This is a genomic window from Frankia sp. CcWB3 (assembly GCF_977927595.1).
In genome coordinates, this window is the sequence record NZ_CDWRCK010000032.1 from 1 (window position 1) to 18,772 (window position 18,772).

16 protein-coding genes and 1 pseudogene are annotated in these 18,772 nt (G+C 70.7%); all 17 read left to right on the forward strand.

Going from position 1 to position 18,772, the window contains the following annotated elements; genetic code table 11:
• Positions 1-257 (forward strand): annotated as a pseudogene (locus ACY5KJ_RS04535) (transglycosylase family protein); the annotation flags it as partial.
• Positions 258-343: 86 nt separating this feature from the next.
• Positions 344-778, forward strand: a complete 435-nt coding sequence (locus ACY5KJ_RS04540) for a DUF3151 domain-containing protein (protein ID WP_462186405.1) — start codon at positions 344-346, stop codon at positions 776-778.
• 91 nt (positions 779-869) lie between these two features.
• A complete protein-coding gene (locus tag ACY5KJ_RS04545) occupies positions 870-2,153 on the forward strand; it encodes an adenylosuccinate synthase (protein WP_462186406.1) in 1,284 nt (427 codons plus the stop codon).
• Between the two features lie 196 nt (positions 2,154-2,349).
• A complete protein-coding gene (locus ACY5KJ_RS04550) occupies positions 2,350-3,117 on the forward strand; it encodes a hypothetical protein (protein ID WP_462186412.1) in 768 nt (255 codons plus the stop codon).
• Between the two features lie 338 nt (positions 3,118-3,455).
• Complete coding sequence (gene purD / locus ACY5KJ_RS04555; protein ID WP_462186407.1) at positions 3,456-4,772, forward strand: phosphoribosylamine--glycine ligase; 1,317 nt, start codon at positions 3,456-3,458, stop codon at positions 4,770-4,772.
• Between the two features lie 3 nt (positions 4,773-4,775).
• Complete coding sequence (gene purE / locus ACY5KJ_RS04560; RefSeq protein WP_462186408.1) at positions 4,776-5,300, forward strand: 5-(carboxyamino)imidazole ribonucleotide mutase; 525 nt, start codon at positions 4,776-4,778, stop codon at positions 5,298-5,300.
• Positions 5,297-6,604: an adenylosuccinate lyase gene (purB, locus tag ACY5KJ_RS04565; RefSeq protein ID WP_462186409.1), complete on the forward strand. Its 1,308-nt coding sequence runs from the start codon at positions 5,297-5,299 to the stop codon at positions 6,602-6,604. The genes purE and purB overlap by 4 nt, the downstream gene beginning before the upstream one ends.
• Positions 6,605-6,703: 99 nt before the next feature.
• The gene (locus ACY5KJ_RS04570) at positions 6,704-7,615 is read left to right on the forward strand and encodes a phosphoribosylaminoimidazolesuccinocarboxamide synthase (protein ID WP_462186410.1); all 912 of its coding nucleotides are present in this window, start codon (positions 6,704-6,706) and stop codon (positions 7,613-7,615) included.
• Positions 7,616-7,722: 107 nt separating this feature from the next.
• The gene (locus ACY5KJ_RS04575; protein WP_462188120.1) at positions 7,723-8,124 is read left to right on the forward strand and encodes a hypothetical protein; all 402 of its coding nucleotides are present in this window, start codon (positions 7,723-7,725) and stop codon (positions 8,122-8,124) included.
• A gap of 200 nt (positions 8,125-8,324) precedes the next feature.
• On the forward strand, positions 8,325-9,485 hold the full coding sequence (gene panC, locus ACY5KJ_RS04580; protein ID WP_462188121.1) for a pantoate--beta-alanine ligase: 1,161 nt from the start codon (positions 8,325-8,327) through the stop codon (positions 9,483-9,485).
• Between the two features lie 2 nt (positions 9,486-9,487).
• Complete coding sequence (gene panD, locus ACY5KJ_RS04585) at positions 9,488-9,958, forward strand: aspartate 1-decarboxylase (RefSeq protein WP_462188122.1); 471 nt, start codon at positions 9,488-9,490, stop codon at positions 9,956-9,958.
• Complete coding sequence (locus ACY5KJ_RS04590) at positions 9,955-11,655, forward strand: L-aspartate oxidase (RefSeq protein ID WP_462188123.1); 1,701 nt, start codon at positions 9,955-9,957, stop codon at positions 11,653-11,655. Before panD ends, ACY5KJ_RS04590 begins: the two co-directional genes overlap by 4 nt.
• Positions 11,652-12,671, forward strand: a complete 1,020-nt coding sequence (gene nadC / locus ACY5KJ_RS04595) for a carboxylating nicotinate-nucleotide diphosphorylase (protein ID WP_462188124.1) — start codon at positions 11,652-11,654, stop codon at positions 12,669-12,671. The genes ACY5KJ_RS04590 and nadC overlap by 4 nt, the downstream gene beginning before the upstream one ends.
• Positions 12,671-13,423 carry a type III pantothenate kinase gene (locus ACY5KJ_RS04600; RefSeq protein WP_462202846.1) on the forward strand — a complete coding sequence of 251 codons (753 nt, stop codon included), beginning with the start codon at positions 12,671-12,673 and terminating at the stop codon, positions 13,421-13,423. The genes nadC and ACY5KJ_RS04600 overlap by 1 nt, the downstream gene beginning before the upstream one ends.
• A 269-nt stretch (positions 13,424-13,692) precedes the next feature.
• A complete protein-coding gene (locus ACY5KJ_RS04605) occupies positions 13,693-14,523 on the forward strand; it encodes an SGNH/GDSL hydrolase family protein (RefSeq protein ID WP_462202847.1) in 831 nt (276 codons plus the stop codon).
• A gap of 229 nt (positions 14,524-14,752) precedes the next feature.
• A complete protein-coding gene (locus ACY5KJ_RS04610; protein WP_462202848.1) occupies positions 14,753-15,712 on the forward strand; it encodes a (2Fe-2S)-binding protein in 960 nt (319 codons plus the stop codon).
• Between the two features lie 499 nt (positions 15,713-16,211).
• Positions 16,212-18,716 carry an ATP-dependent Clp protease ATP-binding subunit gene (locus ACY5KJ_RS04615; RefSeq protein ID WP_462202849.1) on the forward strand — a complete coding sequence of 835 codons (2,505 nt, stop codon included), beginning with the start codon at positions 16,212-16,214 and terminating at the stop codon, positions 18,714-18,716.
• The last annotated feature ends 56 nt before the right edge of the window (positions 18,717-18,772 follow it).

Consider the following 18,772-nt stretch of genomic DNA (forward strand, 5'->3'; position numbering starts at 1 on the left):
ACCGGGCTCGCCGGGAGATGGGGGACGGCTCGTTCAGGGGCACGGTCCTCGACGCGTCCCTCAGCGACGACGTCCGCCCGGAGGCCTTCGTCTGGCAGGACAGAATGCGCCAGAAGGGCTTCGTACTCACCGTCGACGGCAAGTTCGGACCGCAGTCGCAGGGCATCGCCGCGCTGTACTCGTACCTCACCCGGGTGAACGACGGTCAACCCGGGGTCGTCGGCCAGAATCTGTGGAACGTCAGCGTCAGGGCCTGACCGACCCGGTCACCGTGCGCGCAGGGCGGGCGCGTCCGGGGTGACCTCCATGACGTGTGCGGCCAGTCGTCGGGCAGGATGCACTCATGACGACGCCGTCCGCCTCGGGAAAGCCCAACCTGCTCTCCGGTCCGCCGCCGACGCTCCTGCCCTCCGACGCGGCCGCGACCGAGGCGCTGGCCGCCGGTGATCCGCCGGATGCCGTCGCCGCCCGGCTGCCCGCGTTCAGCGCGCCCTGGGCCGCGCTCGCCGAGCTCGCGCTCACCGGCGGACGACCCGTCGAGGCCTATGCCTACGCCCGCACGGGCTATCACCGCGGCCTCGACGCCCTGCGCCGCTCGGGCTGGAAGGGCAACGGGCCGATCCCCTGGTCACACGAACCCAACCGCGGGTTCCTGCGTTCACTCGCCGCTCTCGTCCGGGCGGCCGCGGCCATCGGGGAGGCCGAGGAGGCCACCCGCTGCCGGACGTTCCTGACCGACAGCGATCCCGTCACCGCCAGTGAGCTCGGCTTCACCTGACAGTGAGTTCATCAGGCCGCGTCGGTGGTGGAGGCCAGCGAGGACGCCGCAGCCGGCCCCACGGCCCCGCCATCCCTAGTAACCTCGCCCGGTGCCTGCTCTTGTCCTCATCGGTGCCCAGTGGGGCGACGAGGGAAAAGGAAAGGCGACCGACCTCTTGGGCGGCGCCGTCGATTACGTCGTCCGATACCAGGGTGGCAACAACGCCGGCCACACCGTGGTCATCGGGGCGGAGAGCTACGCGCTCCACCTGATTCCCAGTGGCATGCTGCGAGCCGACTGCGTTCCCGTGATCGGCAACGGGGTCGTCATCGACCCGGGCGTGCTGCTGGCCGAGATGGACGGGCTCACCGCCCGCGGCATCGACGTCTCCCGGCTCCTGATCAGCGCGAACGCCCACCTGATCATGCCCCATCACCGGGCGCTGGACCGGGTCATCGAGCGATACCTGGGCAAGGCGCGGATCGGTACCACCGGTCGCGGCATCGGTCCCACCTACGGCGACAAGGTTGCCCGTACGGGCATCAGAGTGCAGGATCTCCTCGACCCGGGCATCTTCCACAAGAAGCTCGAACTGGTGCTGCGGGAGAAGAACCAGGTCCTGGCCAAGGTCTACAACCGGCGCCGGATCGAGCTAGACGAGGTGGTCGAGGAGTACGCCGACTACGCGAAACGCCTCCAACCCCACATCGCCGACACCGGCCTGATTCTCGACCGGGCGCTGCGCGCGGGCAAGGTCGTGCTGCTCGAAGGCTCCCAGGGCACTCTCCTCGACGTCGATCACGGCACCTACCCGTTCGTCACGTCATCGAACCCGACCGCCGGCTACGCGGCCACCGGCGCCGGCATCGGCCCGACGAGGATCAGTCGGGTGATCGGCATCATCAAGGCCTACACGACCCGGGTCGGCGCCGGCCCCTTCCCCACCGAACTGGACGACAAGGTCGGAGAGGAGCTGCGCCGCATTGGCGGGGAGTTCGGCGTGACGACCGGCCGGGCACGGCGCACCGGCTGGTTTGACGCCGTAATCGCCCGCTACGCGGTGCGGGTCAACGGCCTGACCGACCTTTTCCTCACCAAGCTGGACGTCCTGTCGGGCTTCGACCGGGTGCCCATCTGCGTCGGCTACGACATCGGCGGCGAACGGGTCGACGAGATGCCCATGACCCAGACCGAGTTCCACCACGCCAAGCCGATCTACACCGACCTGCCCGGCTGGCACGAGGACATCTCCGGCGTCCGGTCGTTCGCCGACCTGCCCGGCACCGCGAAGGACTACATCAGGGCGTTGGAGGAGTTCTCCGGCGCCCCGGTGTCGGCGGTCGGCGTCGGTCCCGGGCGGGACCAGACGCTCGTCATCAATGACCTGGTCTGAACAAACTGGTCCGAAAAGACCTGGTCTGATCCCGCCCGGCGCGGGCCAAGATCCGGTCGGTTCCGGTTGCAGCCGGAAGCATTACCATCGACGCTTGGGCGGTCACGCAAAGCAATGACGTCCGGGGGTGGTGGCGGTGGCCGTTGTCAGGTCCCGGCCGTCGGATGACGACCCTTCCATCCCCGGGCGGACACCGCTGTCGCTGCCGGAACCGGCCGAAGCCCCGCAACCGGCCCGTTGGCCACCGGCCGTGAGACGCGGTTACCTGCACCCGACCGACTCCGACGCCTGGCCGGTCGGGTTCTCCCCCACCGGCGAGGCTCTGCCACAGACACTGACCGACGTGCTGCTGCGGGGCAGCCACGCCATCCGGAGCTCGAAGCGGGCCGAGGCGCAGCGGCTCGAACGCGCCGCGGCCGTCGCCGGTCACGTCGACGCCCAGATCCGTGACTTCCTGGACTTCTGCGCGGCCGAACACCTGGTACCACCGGTCACGGTGCGGGCGGCCCGCACCGCGCCGCACCGCGCGCCGGCGCGGTACCGCGCCGGCCGGCCGCTGCCCGCGCTGGACCTGAGCGAGGGCGGGGCGACACGGGCGGCCACGGACCCGGCAGCCCGGGCAGATCGGGCGGACCCGGGCGAGGCGGCCGTCGACCCCGGTCGCCGCCGGCGTTGGCCGGGACGGCGGGAACGGCTGCAGGCGTGGCCGCTGCTGTACTGGCGCTGCGAGAACTTCCCGGCCGCAGGGCGGTCGCTGCACCTGTTCGTCGAACCGGGTGGGCGCGCCTTCGAGGGCCGCGACGATCCCGCCCCGCTGACCGTGCTCGGCCGAGAGGTCCGGGTCTGGCCGGTCGACGCCGCCGCCATCGTCGCGGGCATGGCCGAGGTGGACGCACGCCGCTGCGCGCTGCACCTGGTGCACGGCATGGCCCACCTGCTCTGGCGGTCGGGCGTCGGGCTGTAGCCGCTCAGCGCGGATCGTCCCGGGTGACCGGCCGGGAGTCACCGGCACCGACCGGGCACGACGCGCACGATGATCAGCACACCCGCTACTGTGGAACTGTGACCCGACCGAACTGCGACGACGCGATGCCCCAGGCGGGGTTCGCCGGTTCGCGACGGCACCCGCGCCCGGTCCGGATCTCCGTCCCGGCGCCGCGCGCCGGGGACAACCGGTGACGGCCTCCACCGACCCCCACGTCCCCCGCGCACGGCCGTGGCGGCGACGCGGCCCGGTCCGCCGGCATTACCGGGAATCCGCCGCCGCGCACCGGGCCGCTGCTTGCGTCGCGAGGTGAACTGATGAAGGTTCTTGTTGTCGGCTCCGGTGGCCGTGAACACGCGCTGTGCCGGGCGCTCGCCCGCGATCCCCGGGTCGGCTCGCTGATCTGCGCGCCCGGAAACGCCGGGACCGCCGAGCTCGCCGAGCCCCGCCCGCTCGCCGTCGCCGACCCGGACGCCGTCGCCGACCTTGCCGAGGCGGTCGGCGCGGACCTCACCGTTATCGGTCCGGAGATGCCGTTGGTAGCCGGGGCCGCCGACGAGCTATGCGCCCGCGGCCTCGCGGTCTTCGGCCCGAGCGCGGCCGCGGCCCGGCTAGAGGGCAGCAAGGCGTTCGCCAAGGAGGTCATGCGCGCCGCCGGGGTGCCCACGGCGGCCTCTCGCGACCACACCGAGATCGAGCCCGCCCTGGCCGACCTGGACGTCTTCGGCCCGCCGTACGTGGTGAAGTACGACGGGCTCGCCGCCGGCAAGGGCGTCACGGTAACCGAGGATCGCGACGCGGCCGTCGCCGCGGTCCGCGCGAGCCTGCGCGGACCGGACGACCGGGTTGTCCTCGAGGAGTACCTCGACGGGCCCGAGGTCTCCCTGTTCGCCGTGGTGACCGAGTCCGGCGCGGTCCTCCCGCTGCTGCCGGCGCAGGACCACAAACGGGTCGGCGACGGCGACACCGGCCCGAACACCGGGGGGATGGGCGCGTACACCCCGCTGCCCTGGGCCTCGCACGGCCTGCCGGCGGAGATCGTCGCCACGGTGATCCGGCCGACAGTGGCCGAGATGGCCCGGCGCGGCACCCCGTTCACCGGCCTGCTCTACGCCGGGCTCGCGCTGACCACCCGCGGCCCGCGGGTGGTGGAGTTCAACGTGCGCTTCGGTGACCCCGAGGTGCAGGCCATCCTCGCCCTGCTCACGACGCCGTTGACGGACGTGCTCTCCGGCCGGCGGGCACCGGTGTGGCGCTCCGGCGCGGCGATCAGCGTCGTCGTCGCCGCGCACGGCTATCCGGCAGCACCCAGGCTCGGCGACCCGATCCGCGGGCTCGCCGCCGCCGGTGCACTGGCCGGCGTCGACGTCCTGCACGCCGGTACCCGGAGGGAGCCGGATGGCCGGGTCGTCTCGGCCGGCGGCCGTGTGCTGTCCGTTACGGCCATCGGCTCCAACCTGGAGTCCGCGCGAGGATCGGCCTACGAGGCTGTCAGCCGCATCTCGCTGCCCGGCGCCCATTACCGCACCGACATCGGAGATCCGTCCCGGATGCGCCACGCGGCCGACGTCCGTCGAGCGGACGTCGCGTCCGGCGAGGATCCCGCAAGACATAGAAAGAAAAAGAAGGAGTAGACCGTGTCGCAGAGCACCCCCGGGCCGGGCCATCCCCAGGTGGCGATCGTCTTCGGATCACCGTCGGACACCCAGACCATGAGCAAGGCCGGCGCCACCCTGGAACGCTTCGGTGTGCCCTACGAGCAGGTGTCGCTGTCGGCGCACCGCGCGCCGCGCACCCTCGCCGACTACGTGGGTCAGCTGCGGGCCCGCGACATCTCGGTGGTCATCGCCGGGGCAGGCCTGGCCGCTGCGCTGCCCGGCACCATCGCGGCCCTCACCACGCTGCCGGTAATCGGCGTGCCGATCTCCGGCGGGGCGCTGGACGGCATGGACTCGCTGCTCGCCATCGTGCAGATGCCGCCGGGCGTCCCGGTCGCGACCGTGGGCCTGAACAACTCGACGAACGCGGCGATCCTGGCGATCCAGATCCTGGCGCTGGCCGATCCCGATCTGGGGCTGAAGCTGGCCGCGTTCAAGGACGAGTTCGAGCAGGCCGCGGCGGACGGGCTGAGCGCGGCGGCCGCGGCCGGCAGCCAGTCATGATCGGCCGTTACACCCTGGCGGAGATGGGCCGGGTGTGGTCGGAGGCGCACAAGTACGAGCTGTGGTGTCGCGTCGAGGTGCTGGTCATGGAGGCGCACGCCGCCGCGGGCCGCATCCCCGCCGATTCCGTCGAGCCGGTCCGGGCCGCCCCCGCTCCGACGCCCGAGGCCGTTGCCGAGGTGGAGGCCGTCACCCAGCATGACGTCATCGCCTTCCTGACCGCTTGGGCCGACCGCACCGAACCCCGGTCCGCCGCCGCCTACGCGCACTTCGGCATGACCTCCTCAGACCTGCTCGACACGGCGCTCGCGCTGCAGCTGGTCGAGTCGACCGACCTGCTGCTCGCCCGGGCGGACACCCTCGTCGCCGCGCTGCGCGACCTCGGCCTAGCCCACCGGAACACCCTGCGGGTCGGCCGGACGCACGGCATCCACGGCGAGCCGACGGTGTTCGGGCACCGCGTCGCGGACCTGGCGTTCGGGCTCGCCCGCTGCCGCGACCGGCTGCGCGCGGCCCGCGCGGACGTGGCCGTCGCCAAGATCTCCGGCGCGGTCGGGACGTACTCCAACATCGACCCCGACGTCGAGGCCTATGTGGCCGACAAGCTGGGCCTCACCGCGGCCCCGGTGGCCACCCAGGTCGTGCTGCGCGACAGCATCGCCTCCTGGGTCGCGGCGCTGGCCGGGCTCGCGACCGTCTGCGAGGCGGTCGCCCTGGAGGTCCGGCACGGCCAGCGCACGGAGGTCCGGGAGCTGTCCGAGCCGTTCGGCTCCGGGCAGAAGGGCTCCTCCGCGATGCCCCACAAGAAGAACCCGATCATGTCGGAGCGCATCGCCGGGCTCGCCCGGATCGTCCGGGCGCAGTACGTCCCGGTGCTGGAGGGCGTCCCGCTGTGGCACGAGCGCGACATCTCCCACTCCTCCACCGAGCGCATCGCGCTGCCGGACGCCGCCACCGGCGTCGACTACCTGCTGCACCTGACGACCCGGCTGGTCACCGGGCTGGTCGTGGACACCGCACGGATGCGGACGAACCTCGATGCCACGGGCGGGCTGGTCTACACCTCGGCGGTGCTGCTCGAACTCGTCGAGACGGGGCTGTCCCGCGAGGACGCCTACGCCGTCACCCAGGCGGCGGCGATGGAGACCTGGCAGACCGGCGTGCCGTTCCGGGAGACGCTGCGCAAGCACGCCGGCGACCGCGGCCTGGCCCTGGACGAGGCCAGGCTCGACGAGGTGAGCCGGCCCGAGCGCTACACCAAGCGCCTCGGCCCGGTCTTCGACGCCTTGACGGCCCTCACCTGACCCGCGCGCCCCCGTGCCTGACCCGCCGCACAGCGGCGCAGGCATGGCGCGGGACCCCGCCCCGCAGGTGCTGTTGTTCTCCCTGGGTACGGTCGGTGTATGCCGCTGACACATGAGGAGTTCGCCGGGCTCACCCACCTGGGTTCGGGCAAGGTCCGGGAGCTGTTCGCGGTCGGGGACGACGCCGTGCTGCTGGTCGCCAGCGACCGCATCTCGGCGTTCGACGTGGTCCTACCGACCGAAATTCCCGACAAGGGAGCCGTTCTCACCGGGCTTTCGCTGTGGTGGTTCGACCAGCTCGCCGACCTGGTCCCGTCCCACGTCGTCAGTTCGAACGCCGATGAGTACCCGGCCGAGCTCGCTCCGTATAGGGAGCAGCTGCGCGGCCGGTCGATGCTGTGCCGACGCCTGAACATGGTGCAGATCGAGTGCGTCGCCCGTGGTTATCTGACCGGCAGCGGGCTGAAGGACTACCAGCGCACCGGCGCGGTCAGCGGGCATCCCCTGCCCACCGGGCTGGTGGACGGCAGCAAGCTGCCGGCACCGATCTACACGCCGTCCACGAAGGCGCCGATCGGTGAGCACGACGAGAACATCAGTCGGGCCGACGCGGCCGGCCGGATCGGCACCGAGCTCGCCGCCGAGCTCGAGCGGCTGACCCTGCAGATCTTCGGCCGGGCCAGTGTCCTCGCAGCCGAGCGCGGCATCCTGCTCGCTGACACCAAGTTCGAGTTCGGTCATGACACCCAGGGCACGCTGCGGCTCGCCGACGAGGTCCTGACCCCGGACTCGTCCCGGTTCTGGCCGGAGGACACCTGGCGGCCCGGAGCCTCCCAGCCGTCCTTCGACAAGCAGTACATCCGCGACTATCTGACGAGTACCGGCTGGGACAGGACCGCGCCGGGGCCGGAGCTGCCCGCGGACGTCGTCGAGGCGACCCAGGCCCGTTACGTGGAGGCCTACGAGCGACTGACCGGCATCTCCTTCAAGGACTACCTGTCCACCGCCTGACCGCGCTCACACCGCGAACAGCACGAGAAGTTATCTTCTGGATACTATAAGTTCATCTTAGGTTCTCTCCTAGAAGGAGATCGAGATATCGAGAGAGGTGAGCTGCCATGGCCACGAAGACGGACGCTCCGCCACGGGCACGGCTACAGCCGCACCGGGAGGACACGGACACCTCTGCCCCTGAGCGGGACCAGCAGCAGCCGGCCCCGCCCACGGGCCCCGAGCGGTCGCCGGGCACACACACCTTCACGGTCCGGCTACCGCTGCTCACGTCGCGGTTCGAGGTTGGACGAGGTACGAGCACGCAGTGGCCGTCGCTGGGCAAGGGCGCCTACTACCTGGGGCTCGGCGGGCTCGCCGCGGCCTCGATCATCGAATGGCCGGTCGCGGCGGCGATCGCCGCCGGCACCTACGTCGCGCAGCACACCCGTCCAGGAGCCCCCACGCCCTCTTCCCCCCAGGAGGCCGAGGCCCCTGAGCGGGCCGAGCCCGCGCACACCGGGGCCTGAACTCCGGTGGGCTCGCCGCCCCAGCGAAGTATCATATAACGCCACAAAGCAACAAATTGCACCTTCCGGAGTGAGCAGAGGGCTTCGTTCGGGACGATCGCCCGAACGAAGCCCAGCTCACAGAGGAGGGCAGCAACCATTGCAGCCGAGTTACAGTTGCCAACGACGTCCGGTACCCCATCCGAGGACTGGAACGGATCATGACTGCTGTTTTCTCCACCACGCCCGACCGCCCATCGACGGGATCCCGCGATCAGGCGGCCACCGCCACGGCCCCCTCCGCTAGGAGCATTGCCCCCTCCGTCCGGCCCAGCACGCTCCCCGGCTCGGGCAGTCCCGTCCTGGCCAGAGACCGGGCCGAGCTGCGCGCCGCGCTCGCCGCGCTCGACCGGCAGGCCACCATCGCCCGGCAGAGTGAGGCCGGTCTGCCTGCGCCGGACGACGCGCCCGCGCGGGCGGCAGCCGGGCACGCGCGCCCGACCCACGCGCGCCCGACCAGGGCCGTCGTCATGACAATGGGAGCGCTGCACGGGGGCCACGCCTCGCTGCTGCGCGCCGCCCGGGCCCAGGCGGACCAGGTGGTTGCCACGATCTACGTTAATCCGCTGCAATTCGGCGCGGGTGAGGATCTCGACCGGTACCCGTGCACCCTGGCCGCCGATCTCGACGTGTGCGCGCGGGAGGGGGTCGACCTCGTCTTCGCCCCCCGGATGATCCACGACTCGCCGCCGCTCGTCCGGTTGCAGGCCGGGCCGCTCGGTGAGCTACTCGAAGGCGCAGCCCGTCCGGGCCATTTCGATGGGATGCTGACCCTGGTGGGGACCATGCTCCACCTGGTCCGTCCGGACCTGGCGTTCTTCGGGCGCAAGGACGCCCAGCAGCTGGTCTGCATCCGCCGGATGGTCGCGGACCTCGCCTTCGACGTCACCGTGATCGGTGTGGAGACCGTGCGCGAGCCCGACGGCCTCGCGCTGTCGAGCCGGAACGTCTATCTGACCCCCGAGCAGCGGCGCAGCGCGCTCGCCCTGTCCCGGGCGCTCGCCGCCGGGGCCCGGGCCCAGGCGGGCGGGCAGGACGCCGTGCTCGCGACCGCGCGGGAGGTTCTGGCCGCCGCGGACGGGGTGGACGTGGACTACCTCGCCCTGGCCAGCCCCGACGATCTGCGTCCGGTCCGGAGCGGTCCCGCCCTGCTGCTCGTCGCTGCCCGGGTGGGCACCACCCGCCTGATCGACAACATCGACCTCGCCCTGCCTCCGGAATCCCCGGCGCCGGCCCCCACTGGGTCTCCGGCATCCGCCGGGTCTCCCGCCCTCACCCCCCGACCGGACCGTCCCGCCGACCGCGATCACCCGGGAGCCTGACCGTGTTGCGCACCATGCTCACCGCCAAGATCCACCGTGCCACGGTCACCCAGGCCGATCTGCACTATGTGGGCTCCGTGACGATCGACGCGGACCTGCTGGCCGCCGCCGACCTGCTGCCCGGCGAGCAGGTCACGATCGTCGACATCAACAACGGCGCCCGGCTGGAGACGTACGCCATCGCGGGACCGGCGGGAAGCGGGATCATCGGTATCAACGGTGCCGCGGCGCGCCTGGTCCAGCCGGGCGATCTGGTGATCATCATTGCGTACGGGCTCATGGACGACGCCGAGGCGCGCCGGCACGTCCCGAAGGTGCTGTTCGTCGACGCGGCAAACCGGATCATCGGGCACGGCGACGACCCGGCCGAACCGCTCCCCGGCGACCCGTCGAGCCTGCGTGGCGACATCCCGATCGGCATCCCGGTACCTGCGGCCGCGGCGGCGGTCCGATCGGCCGTGGCTACGCAGTGACCGTGCTACCTTGCCGGCTCGGCGCGCCCCGCCCGGGATGGCTGCGCGCCGCGGACGTCGTCGTCATCGGTTCGGGCATCGCCGGGCTCACGACGGTCCTGCACCTGCGCCGGGCGCTGCCCGCCGCCCGGGTGCTGCTGGTGACCAAGGCACGCCTCGACGCCGGGTCGACCCGGTGGGCGCAGGGTGGGATCGCCGCCGCGCTCGCCGCGGAGGACTCGCCCGAAGATCATCTCTCCGACACCCTGGTCGCCGGCGTCGGGCTGTGCGACGAGGACGCAGCCCGAGTACTGGTCCGCGACGGACCGGCGCGGGTACGTGAGCTCGCCGAGCTCGGCGCCCGGTTCGATCGGACCACCGACGGCTCGTTCGCCCTCACCCGAGAGGGCGGCCATCTACGCAACCGCATCATCCATGCGGGTGGGGACGCCACCGGCCTGGAGGTGGAACGCGCCCTGATCACCGCCGTCCGGGCGGATGAGAGCGTCGAGGTCATCGAACACGCACTGGTCCTCGACCTGCTGCTCGACTCCGACGGTCGGGCCGCCGGCGCCACCCTGCACGTGCTGGGGGAGGGCAGCCGGGACGGCGTCGGCGCGGTGACGGCGGGCGCGGTGGTCCTGGCGACCGGCGGGATGGGGCAGATCTTCGCGTCGACGACCAATCCCGGCGTCTCCACCGGGGACGGGGTGGCGCTGGCTCTGCGCGCGGGCGCCGTCGTCGCGGACCTGGAGTTCGTCCAGTTCCACCCGACCGCCCTGTGGCTGCCCCCGTCCAGGCCGGGCGCCGTCGCCGACCTGCTCGGGGGCCAGCAGCCGCTGGTCAGCGAGGCCATGCGGGGGGAGGGTGCCGTTCTCGTCGACGCGGCCGGCGAGCGGGTGATGGCGGGCGTCCACCGGCTGGCCGACCTCGCGCCGCGCGACGTCGTCGCCAAGCAGATGTCGCGGGTCATGGCGGCCCAGGGGGTCGATCACCTGTTCCTGGACGCCCGGAGGCTGGGCGCGGCGACCATCGAGCGGCGGTTCCCCTCGATCACCGCGCGCTGCCGGTCCGCCGGCATCGATCCGGTCGCCAGGCCGATCCCCGTCGCGCCGGCCGCCCACTACGCCAGCGGCGGAGTGCGCACGGACCTGTGGGGCCGCACGAGCGTGGCCGGCCTGTACGCCTGCGGGGAGGTGGCCTGCACAGGGGTGCACGGCGCCAACCGGCTCGCGTCGAACAGCCTGCTGGAGGGGCTGGTCTTCGCCGCACGCATCGCGGAGCACCTAGCCGGCACCGCGCCCGGCGGCCAGCGCGGCGCCGCCATCCCCGCCGCGCCGGTGGTCGGTCGCGGCAGTGGTCTGACCGACCCCGCCGAACGCGCGGAGCTCGCGCGCGCGATGACCGACGGTGCCGGGGTGCTGCGCAGCGCGGACAGCCTGCGGGCGACGGCGAAGGTACTGGCCGGTCTCGGGGACCTGCGGGTCAGCGGGGCGACGGTCACGGCCGGGCCGCCGGCCTGGGAGATGACCAACCTGCGCACGGTTGCGACGGCCCTCGCCGCCGCCGCCGCCATCCGGACGGAGACCCGCGGGTCCCATTGGCGGGAGGACTTCGGTGAGCGGGACGACGAACACTGGCTCGGCCGGATCCTCACCCGGCTCGATCCAGAAGGGGAACTGATCGTGGACGTCGAGCCCATGCGCGGCTCGCGGTGAGCGGTTCCGGTTCCGCCGGCGTGCCCGGCGGACGGCTCTCGCCCGCCACCCGCAGTGCCCTCGCCTCGGCCGGCCTCGACCCGGACGGGGTGGTGGCCCTGGTCGGCCGCGCGCTCGTGGAGGACCTCCCGGTCCGGGAGGAGAACGAGGTGACCGGCCAGATCGGCGCGGTCGACGCGACCTCCGAGGCGACGGTCGACCCCGCCCTCGTCGGGCACGGCGCCATCGTCTCGCGGGCCGCGGGCGTCGTCGCCGGCCTGCCGGTCGCCGCCGCCGTCTTCGAAAGCCTGCTCGGGCCGGCCGCGACCGTCACCCTGACCGCTCGCGACGGCGACCCTGTCCCGCCGGGCACCACGGTGGCCTACGTCAACGGGCCGGTCCGCGGCCTGCTCACCGCCGAACGCACCGCGCTGAACCTGCTGTGCCACCTGTCCGGGATCGCCACCCTGACGCGGGCCTGGGTCGACGCGGTCACCGGCACCGGTGCGGTGATCCGCGACACCCGCAAGACGCTACCCGGCCTGCGCGCGCTGGAGAAGTACGCGGTGCGCTGCGGGGGCGGGGTGAACCACCGCATGTCGCTGACGGACGCAGCCCTGATCAAGGACAACCACGTGGTCGCGGCGGGTGGCGTGGCGGCGGCGTTCGCCGCGGTGCAGGCCCGGTTCCCCGGGCTGCCCGTCGAGGTCGAATGCGACACCGTCGACCAGGTCGCGGAGGCCGTCGATGCCGGATGTGATCTCATCCTCTGCGACAATATGTCGCTGGCGGACCTGCGGACCGCGGTCCAGCTCGCCCGTCCGGCCGGGGTGCGGCTCGAGGCGAGCGGCGGCCTGACCCTGCGAACGGCGGCGGCGGTGGCAGCCGTCGGCGTCGACTATCTCGCCGTCGGCGCCCTGACCCATTCGGCGCCCGCTCTCGACCTCGGCCTCGATCTCGCCCTGGATCCCGATCATCGCCCGGGATCGGCCACCGCGGGCCCACCGATCGAGGGTCTGATCGTGGAGGAATCCTGATGCTGCTCGCCATCGACGTCGGTAACACCAACACCGTCGTCGGCGTGTTCGAGGGTGAACACCTCGCCGGCTCCTGGCGGGTGCGCACCGACCCGCAGGCGACCGCGGACGAACTGGTGCTGCTCTACCGCGGCCTGCTCGGCGAGTACAAGGTCACCGGTGTCTCGATCTGCTCGACCGTTCCCGCCGCGCTTCGAGCCCTGCGCCGGATGGCGGTCCGGGCCTTTCACGACATTCCGGTCGTCATCGTCGAACCGGGGACGCGGACCGGGGTTCCCATCCTCATCGACAATCCGAAGGAAGCCGGCGCGGACCGCATCATGAACACGCTCGCCGCGCACCACCTCTACGGCGGGCCGGCGATCGTCGTCGACTTCGGCACCTCGACGAACCTGGACATCGTCTCGGCACGCGGCGAGTTCATCGGCGGAATCTTCGCACCGGGCATCGAGATCGCGCTGGACGCACTCGCGTCCCGGGCGGCCCAGCTCCGTAAGGTGGAACTGGTCGCGCCACGTTCCGTCATCGGCAAGAGCACGGTCGAGGCACTCCAGTCCGGCATGATCTACGGCGTCGCCGGTCAGGTGGACGGCCTGGTACGCCGCATCCGGGCCGAGCTCGGGACGGATGCGGTGACGATCGCCACCGGGGGTCTCGCGTCCGTGGTCATCAAGGAAAGTGAGACCCTTGACCGCCACGAGCCCCATCTGACACTCATCGGCCTGCGTCTCGTCTTCGAGAAGAAGATCTGATCCGATCCCGACCGGGCTCGTTCAGGCTCGTTCGGGCTGCATTACGGCGACCAGGATAATTACGACGATCGCGCATCTCCGGGGCTTCGACCGGTCCAGCGGATTAGGCAACCGACTCTGCCGAGCGACAGCCGCCGGGTTCGACGGACCGTCCTCCCGCGACTCGGTTACGATTCCGTGCCATGCGGGACCGAAGCTCGGGAACACAGCCCGGCGTATCGTCACATCCCGGCAGCGGATACTTCACTCATCCCTTTCTTGTCACCGCGATGGCAGCATTCCTGTTCGCCGCGGTTCCGATTACGTACGGTTGGGGTGATCCGGCTTCGGCCGGTCCGCAGCCCCGTACCCTGGCCGTGCTGGGCGACTCCTACTCCTCGGGGGAGGGCAATCCTCCCTTCGACTCGCTGGCCCCCCAGTGCCGGCGGAGCAGCCAGGCCTGGCCACGACTGCTGGGCGCTATGGGATCGGGGGTCACCGTCTCGCTGTTCGCCGCGTGTTCCGGAGCCACCACCGGCGCCCTACACGAGTCGTTCAAGGGCGAGAAACCCCAGCTGGCCCAGCTACGTGCACTGGGCCGGGCCCCAGACGTCGTCACCATCACCATCGGCGGCAACGATGCCGGATTCGGCAAAGTCATCTTCAGTTGTTATGCGTGGAGATGCTTCTGGGATGGCAACGACCGCCGCGAGCGCGATCTTGTCACCAAGGAACTTCCGGGTGTCCTGAGCGCCAACTACGCGGCGGTGAAGGCCGCCGCCCCGCATTCGCGGATCATCGTGGTCGGCTATCCCTACATATTTCCGGGCAACCAGCTCAACAACATCTGTACCTGGCTGACCAACAGGGAACGTCGACAGCTGACGAGGCTGAACAGACAGCTCGACCAGGTCATCAGAAAAGCCGCGTCGGATGCGGGAGTGGAGTTCGTCTCGACGGATCGAGCGCTACGCGGTCACGAAATCTGCACATCGGACCCGTGGGTGGCTCCGGTCAATCTGTTCGGACCGACACGTGATCTGAGCGCGCACCCCACCATGCACGGGCAGCAGGCCATCGCCGAGGCCGTCCAGCGCCATCTCGCCACGGACAGCTGGTGACGCGGGCCGACCAGCCCGGCAACCGCGCGATGTCGACCCACCCATGATGCCGGCCCGATGACTCGTGGGCATAGCACTGATGGCGGCTCCAGTTGACGCCAGACATGAAGTTAGGCTTACTTAAAGTCATGCTCATGCTCACGCCACTCTGCGAGAGATCCTGCACCCTGGCACAGCTACGCCCGGCCCAGCCGCGGCACACCTCCCGGTCCCGGCAGTGAAGCGGTCGGTGAACGAACGCCGCACCGGCTCGGCGGCGTCCCCGGCGGCGCCTTCCAGGGAAGTAGTCCCCGAGGGGACGGCGCCGGAACTCTCCGGGGGTACCGTCCAGTGCGCCGAACCACCGTTCGAGGCAAGCCTGCGGGACCTCGCCGAGGTGCTGGAGCCGCGCGGTGTGCAGTTCGGGATGCCGGACGGCCCGAGCTGGGCCGACTGTGCCTTCCTGACCGGACCAGCAGGCGTGGCCGAGGCGCTGGCCCGGGTGGGCGCCGCACACGGCGCCAGCCCGGAGGTCGCCGCGAGCTACCTGGCGAACTGGTACTCGGCGAACGTCGCCGCCCCGGCCATCGCCTGTTTCGTCCTCCTGCACCGGGTGCCGGCCCTGACCCCGGCAACGATGTCCCTACGCGCCCTCGACGGCGGCTGGTTCGACCAGACCGCGTTCCACCGGCCGGCCATGACCGTCCTGGCGGATGACCCGATCGCGGGGGGCGCCACCGCCGGAGACGGGGTGAATGCCCGGATCGGCGTGGTCGGGGACGTGGTCGGGGACGTCGCCGCGTTGCGTAGTCGCCTGGTCGAGGAGGTGCTCGCGCATCTCCAACCGTTCGTCGAGGAGCTGCGGGGACGGGTCCGGCTCGGCCTTCCGGCGCTGTGGGGGGCGGTGGCCGCGCAGTGCGCCCGCGCCTTCCTGCTGACCGAGCGCGCGACCGGCGATCCCCACCTCGGCCGAGTGGAGGCCGACGCCTTCTTCTCCCGGGCTACTCCCACCATGCGGGCCCGGCCCCGTTGGCACGAGTTCGTCCACCACGGCCGGCGGTACACCGGCATACGCCGTGGGTCGTGCTGCCTGGCCTACCGGCTTGGTGACGACTACTGCACCTCGTGTCCCTTTACCGGTGACCAGGATCGCGAGGAACGGCTGCGCGCCTGGGTCGACACGCAGGGCAACGGAGGACTTGCGGTCTGAGAATCACCCGAAGCACAGCCCGAGTATGCGCACGTAAAGTAGTTACTCACAAAATGCAAGCAAGATCTGTCGCTGAAACTCCCCAGGGCGGCGACAATGAGTAACATTGACAACGCAAAACGATATACATGTGAGTTGAATCACAACAAGATACACCTCCTCATCCACTACCGTCGGTAGCATCGGCGAGGAGGCTCACCGCGGTGGGACGCACCGCTTGACGCGTCCCACCGCACCGTACGCCCGACCGGAGACGTCGCGAAGCGGGCGGCGTCGTTCTGCTCTTGGCGGAACGACGTGAGGGAGTCATGGCTGGTCGGCCACGGTTGCCTTAGACGTCTCCGCTGGTCGGACCGGTACTTGCGCCGGTCCGCCGCCCACGACGATGTGGACGGTGCCGGCGGGTAGGTTTCTGTTCGATGCGTGAGGACATGCCTCGGCGGAGCTAGCATGCGGATACCGGCTGTCGTGTGGTCGGTCGCAGCTCGAAGGAGCGCACATGTTCGAGAGATTCACCGACCGGGCACGTCGGGTCGTCGTCCTGGCCCAAGAAGAGGCCAGGATGCTCAACCACAACTACATCGGGACCGAGCACATCCTGCTCGGCCTGATCCACGAGGGCGAGGGCGTCGCCGCCAAGGCCCTCGAGTCCCTCGGCATCTCCCTTGAGGGTGTGCGGTCACAGGTCGAAGAGATCATCGGCCAGGGGCAGCAGGCACCGAGCGGGCACATCCCGTTCACGCCGCGCGCGAAGAAAGTCCTGGAGCTGTCGCTTCGGGAGGCGCTGCAGCTCGGTCACAACTACATCGGCACCGAGCACATCCTGTTGGGCCTGATCCGCGAGGGCGAGGGCGTCGCCGCTCAGGTGCTCGTCAAGCTGGGTGCGGACCTCAACCGGGTGCGCCAGCAGGTCATCCAGCTGCTGTCCGGTTACCAGGGCAAGGGCGAGACCGCCACGTCCGGCGCGCCCGCCGAGGGGACCCCGTCCACCTCCCTGGTGCTGGACCAGTTCGGCCGCAACCTCACCGCGGCGGCGCGCGAGTCCAAGCTCGACCCGGTCATCGGGCGCGAGAAGGAGATCGAGCGCGTCATGCAGGTGCTGTCGCGCCGGACCAAGAACAACCCGGTCCTGATCGGTGAACCCGGCGTCGGCAAGACCGCCGTGGTCGAGGGACTGGCGCAGGCGATCATCAAGGGCGAGGTGCCCGAGACCCTGAAGGACAAGCAGCTCTACACCCTCGACCTCGGCGCTCTGGTCGCCGGTTCCCGCTACCGCGGTGACTTCGAGGAGCGGCTGAAGAAGGTCCTCAAGGAGATCCGGACCCGCGGCGACATCATCCTGTTCATCGACGAGCTGCACACACTGGTCGGCGCGGGCGCGGCCGAGGGTGCCATCGACGCGGCGTCGATCCTCAAGCCCATGCTCGCCCGCGGTGAGCTGCAGACCATCGGCGCGACTACGCTCGACGAGTACCGCAAGCACTTGGAGAAGGACGCCGCTCTCGAGCGGCGGTTCCAACCGATCCAGGTCGCAGAGCCGTCAGTGGCGCACACGATCGAGATCCTCAAGGGGCTGCGGGACCGGTACGAGGCGCATCACCGGGTATCGATCACCGATGCCGCGCTGGTGGCGGCCGCCTCCCTGGCCGACCGTTACATCTCCGACCGGTTCCTGCCCGACAAGGCGATCGACCTGATCGACGAGGCGGGTTCGCGGATGCGCATCCGTCGGATGACCGCTCCGCCGGACCTGCGCGAGTTCGACGAGCGCATCGCCACCGTCCGCCGGGACAAGGAGTCCGCAATCGACGCGCAGGACTTCGAGAAGGCCGCGTCCCTGCGGGACAAGGAGAAGACCCTCCTCTCCGAGAAGGCGAAGCGGGAGAAGGAGTGGAAGGCCGGCGACATGGACGTCGTCGCCGAGGTGGGCGACGAGGAGATCGCCGAGGTGCTCGCCATCTGGACGGGCATCCCGGTCTTCAAGCTCACCGAGGAGGAGACCGCGCGCCTGCTGCGCATGGAGGACGAGCTACACAAGCGCGTCATCGGCCAGCAGCAGGCCATCAAGGCCGTCTCCCAGGCGATCCGGCGCACCCGTGCCGGGCTGAAGGACCCCAAGCGCCCCGGCGGTTCGTTCATCTTCGCCGGCCCGTCCGGTGTCGGTAAGACGGAGCTGTCCAAGACGCTCGCCGAGTTCCTCTTCGGTGACGAGGACGCGCTCATCCAGCTCGACATGTCCGAGTACATGGAGAAGCACACCGTCTCGCGGCTGGTGGGTTCCCCGCCCGGCTACGTCGGCTACGAGGAGGGCGGCCAACTCACCGAGCGGGTGCGGCGCAAGCCGTTCTCGGTGGTCCTGTTCGACGAGGTCGAGAAGGCGCACCCCGACGTCTTCAACACCCTCCTGCAGATCCTGGAGGACGGTCGGCTGACCGACTCCCAGGGCCGGCTGGTCGACTTCAAGAACACCGTTCTGATCATGACGTCGAACCTGGGCACCCGGGACATCTCCAAGGGCCCCGGCATCGGGTTCGCCACCGGTCAGGGCGCCGTCGACTACGAGCGGATGAAGGCGAAGGTTCAGGACGAGCTCAAGCAGCACTTCCGGCCCGAGTTCCTCAACCGGATCGACGACATCATCGTCTTCCACCAGCTGTCCGAGGCCGAGATCATCCAGATCGTCGATCTGATGCTGGCCCGGGTGGACGCCCAGCTCAAGAACAAGGACATGGCTCTCGAGCTGACGTCGGCCGCCAAGGCCCTGCTGGCGAAGAAGGGGTACGACCCGGTGCTGGGCGCCCGGCCACTGCGCCGGACGATCCAACGGGAGATCGAGGACGTGCTGTCCGAGAAGATCCTGTACGGCACGCTCAAGCCGGGCGAGATCGTCGTCGGGGACGTCGAAGGCGATGGTGACGAGGCGAAGTTCGTCTTCCGTGGCGAGGTGAAGCCGAACCAGGTGCCCGATGCCCCGCCGGTCGATCTGGCCAAGTCCAGCGAGTAGGCACTCGGGAAGTTCCGGCTGCCTCCCGGGAGGCGGCCGGTCCGGTGACCTCGCAA

Bases quoted from the DNA above. Each gene is read 5' to 3' on its own strand.
- ACY5KJ_RS04540 (WP_462186405.1), top strand. From the start codon at position 344: ATGACGACGCCGTCCGCCTCGGGAAAGCCCAACCTGCTCTCCGGTCCG.
- purD (WP_462186407.1), top strand. From the start codon at position 3,456: ATGAAGGTTCTTGTTGTCGGCTCCGGTGGCCGTGAACACGCGCTGTGC.
- purB (WP_462186409.1), top strand. From the start codon at position 5,297: ATGATCGGCCGTTACACCCTGGCGGAGATGGGCCGGGTGTGGTCGGAG.
- ACY5KJ_RS04570 (WP_462186410.1), top strand. From the start codon at position 6,704: ATGCCGCTGACACATGAGGAGTTCGCCGGGCTCACCCACCTGGGTTCG.
- ACY5KJ_RS04575 (WP_462188120.1), top strand. From the start codon at position 7,723: ATGGCCACGAAGACGGACGCTCCGCCACGGGCACGGCTACAGCCGCAC.
- panC (WP_462188121.1), top strand. From the start codon at position 8,325: ATGACTGCTGTTTTCTCCACCACGCCCGACCGCCCATCGACGGGATCC.
- ACY5KJ_RS04600 (WP_462202846.1), top strand. From the start codon at position 12,671: ATGCTGCTCGCCATCGACGTCGGTAACACCAACACCGTCGTCGGCGTG.
- ACY5KJ_RS04605 (WP_462202847.1), top strand. From the start codon at position 13,693: ATGGCAGCATTCCTGTTCGCCGCGGTTCCGATTACGTACGGTTGGGGT.
- ACY5KJ_RS04615 (WP_462202849.1), top strand. From the start codon at position 16,212: ATGTTCGAGAGATTCACCGACCGGGCACGTCGGGTCGTCGTCCTGGCC.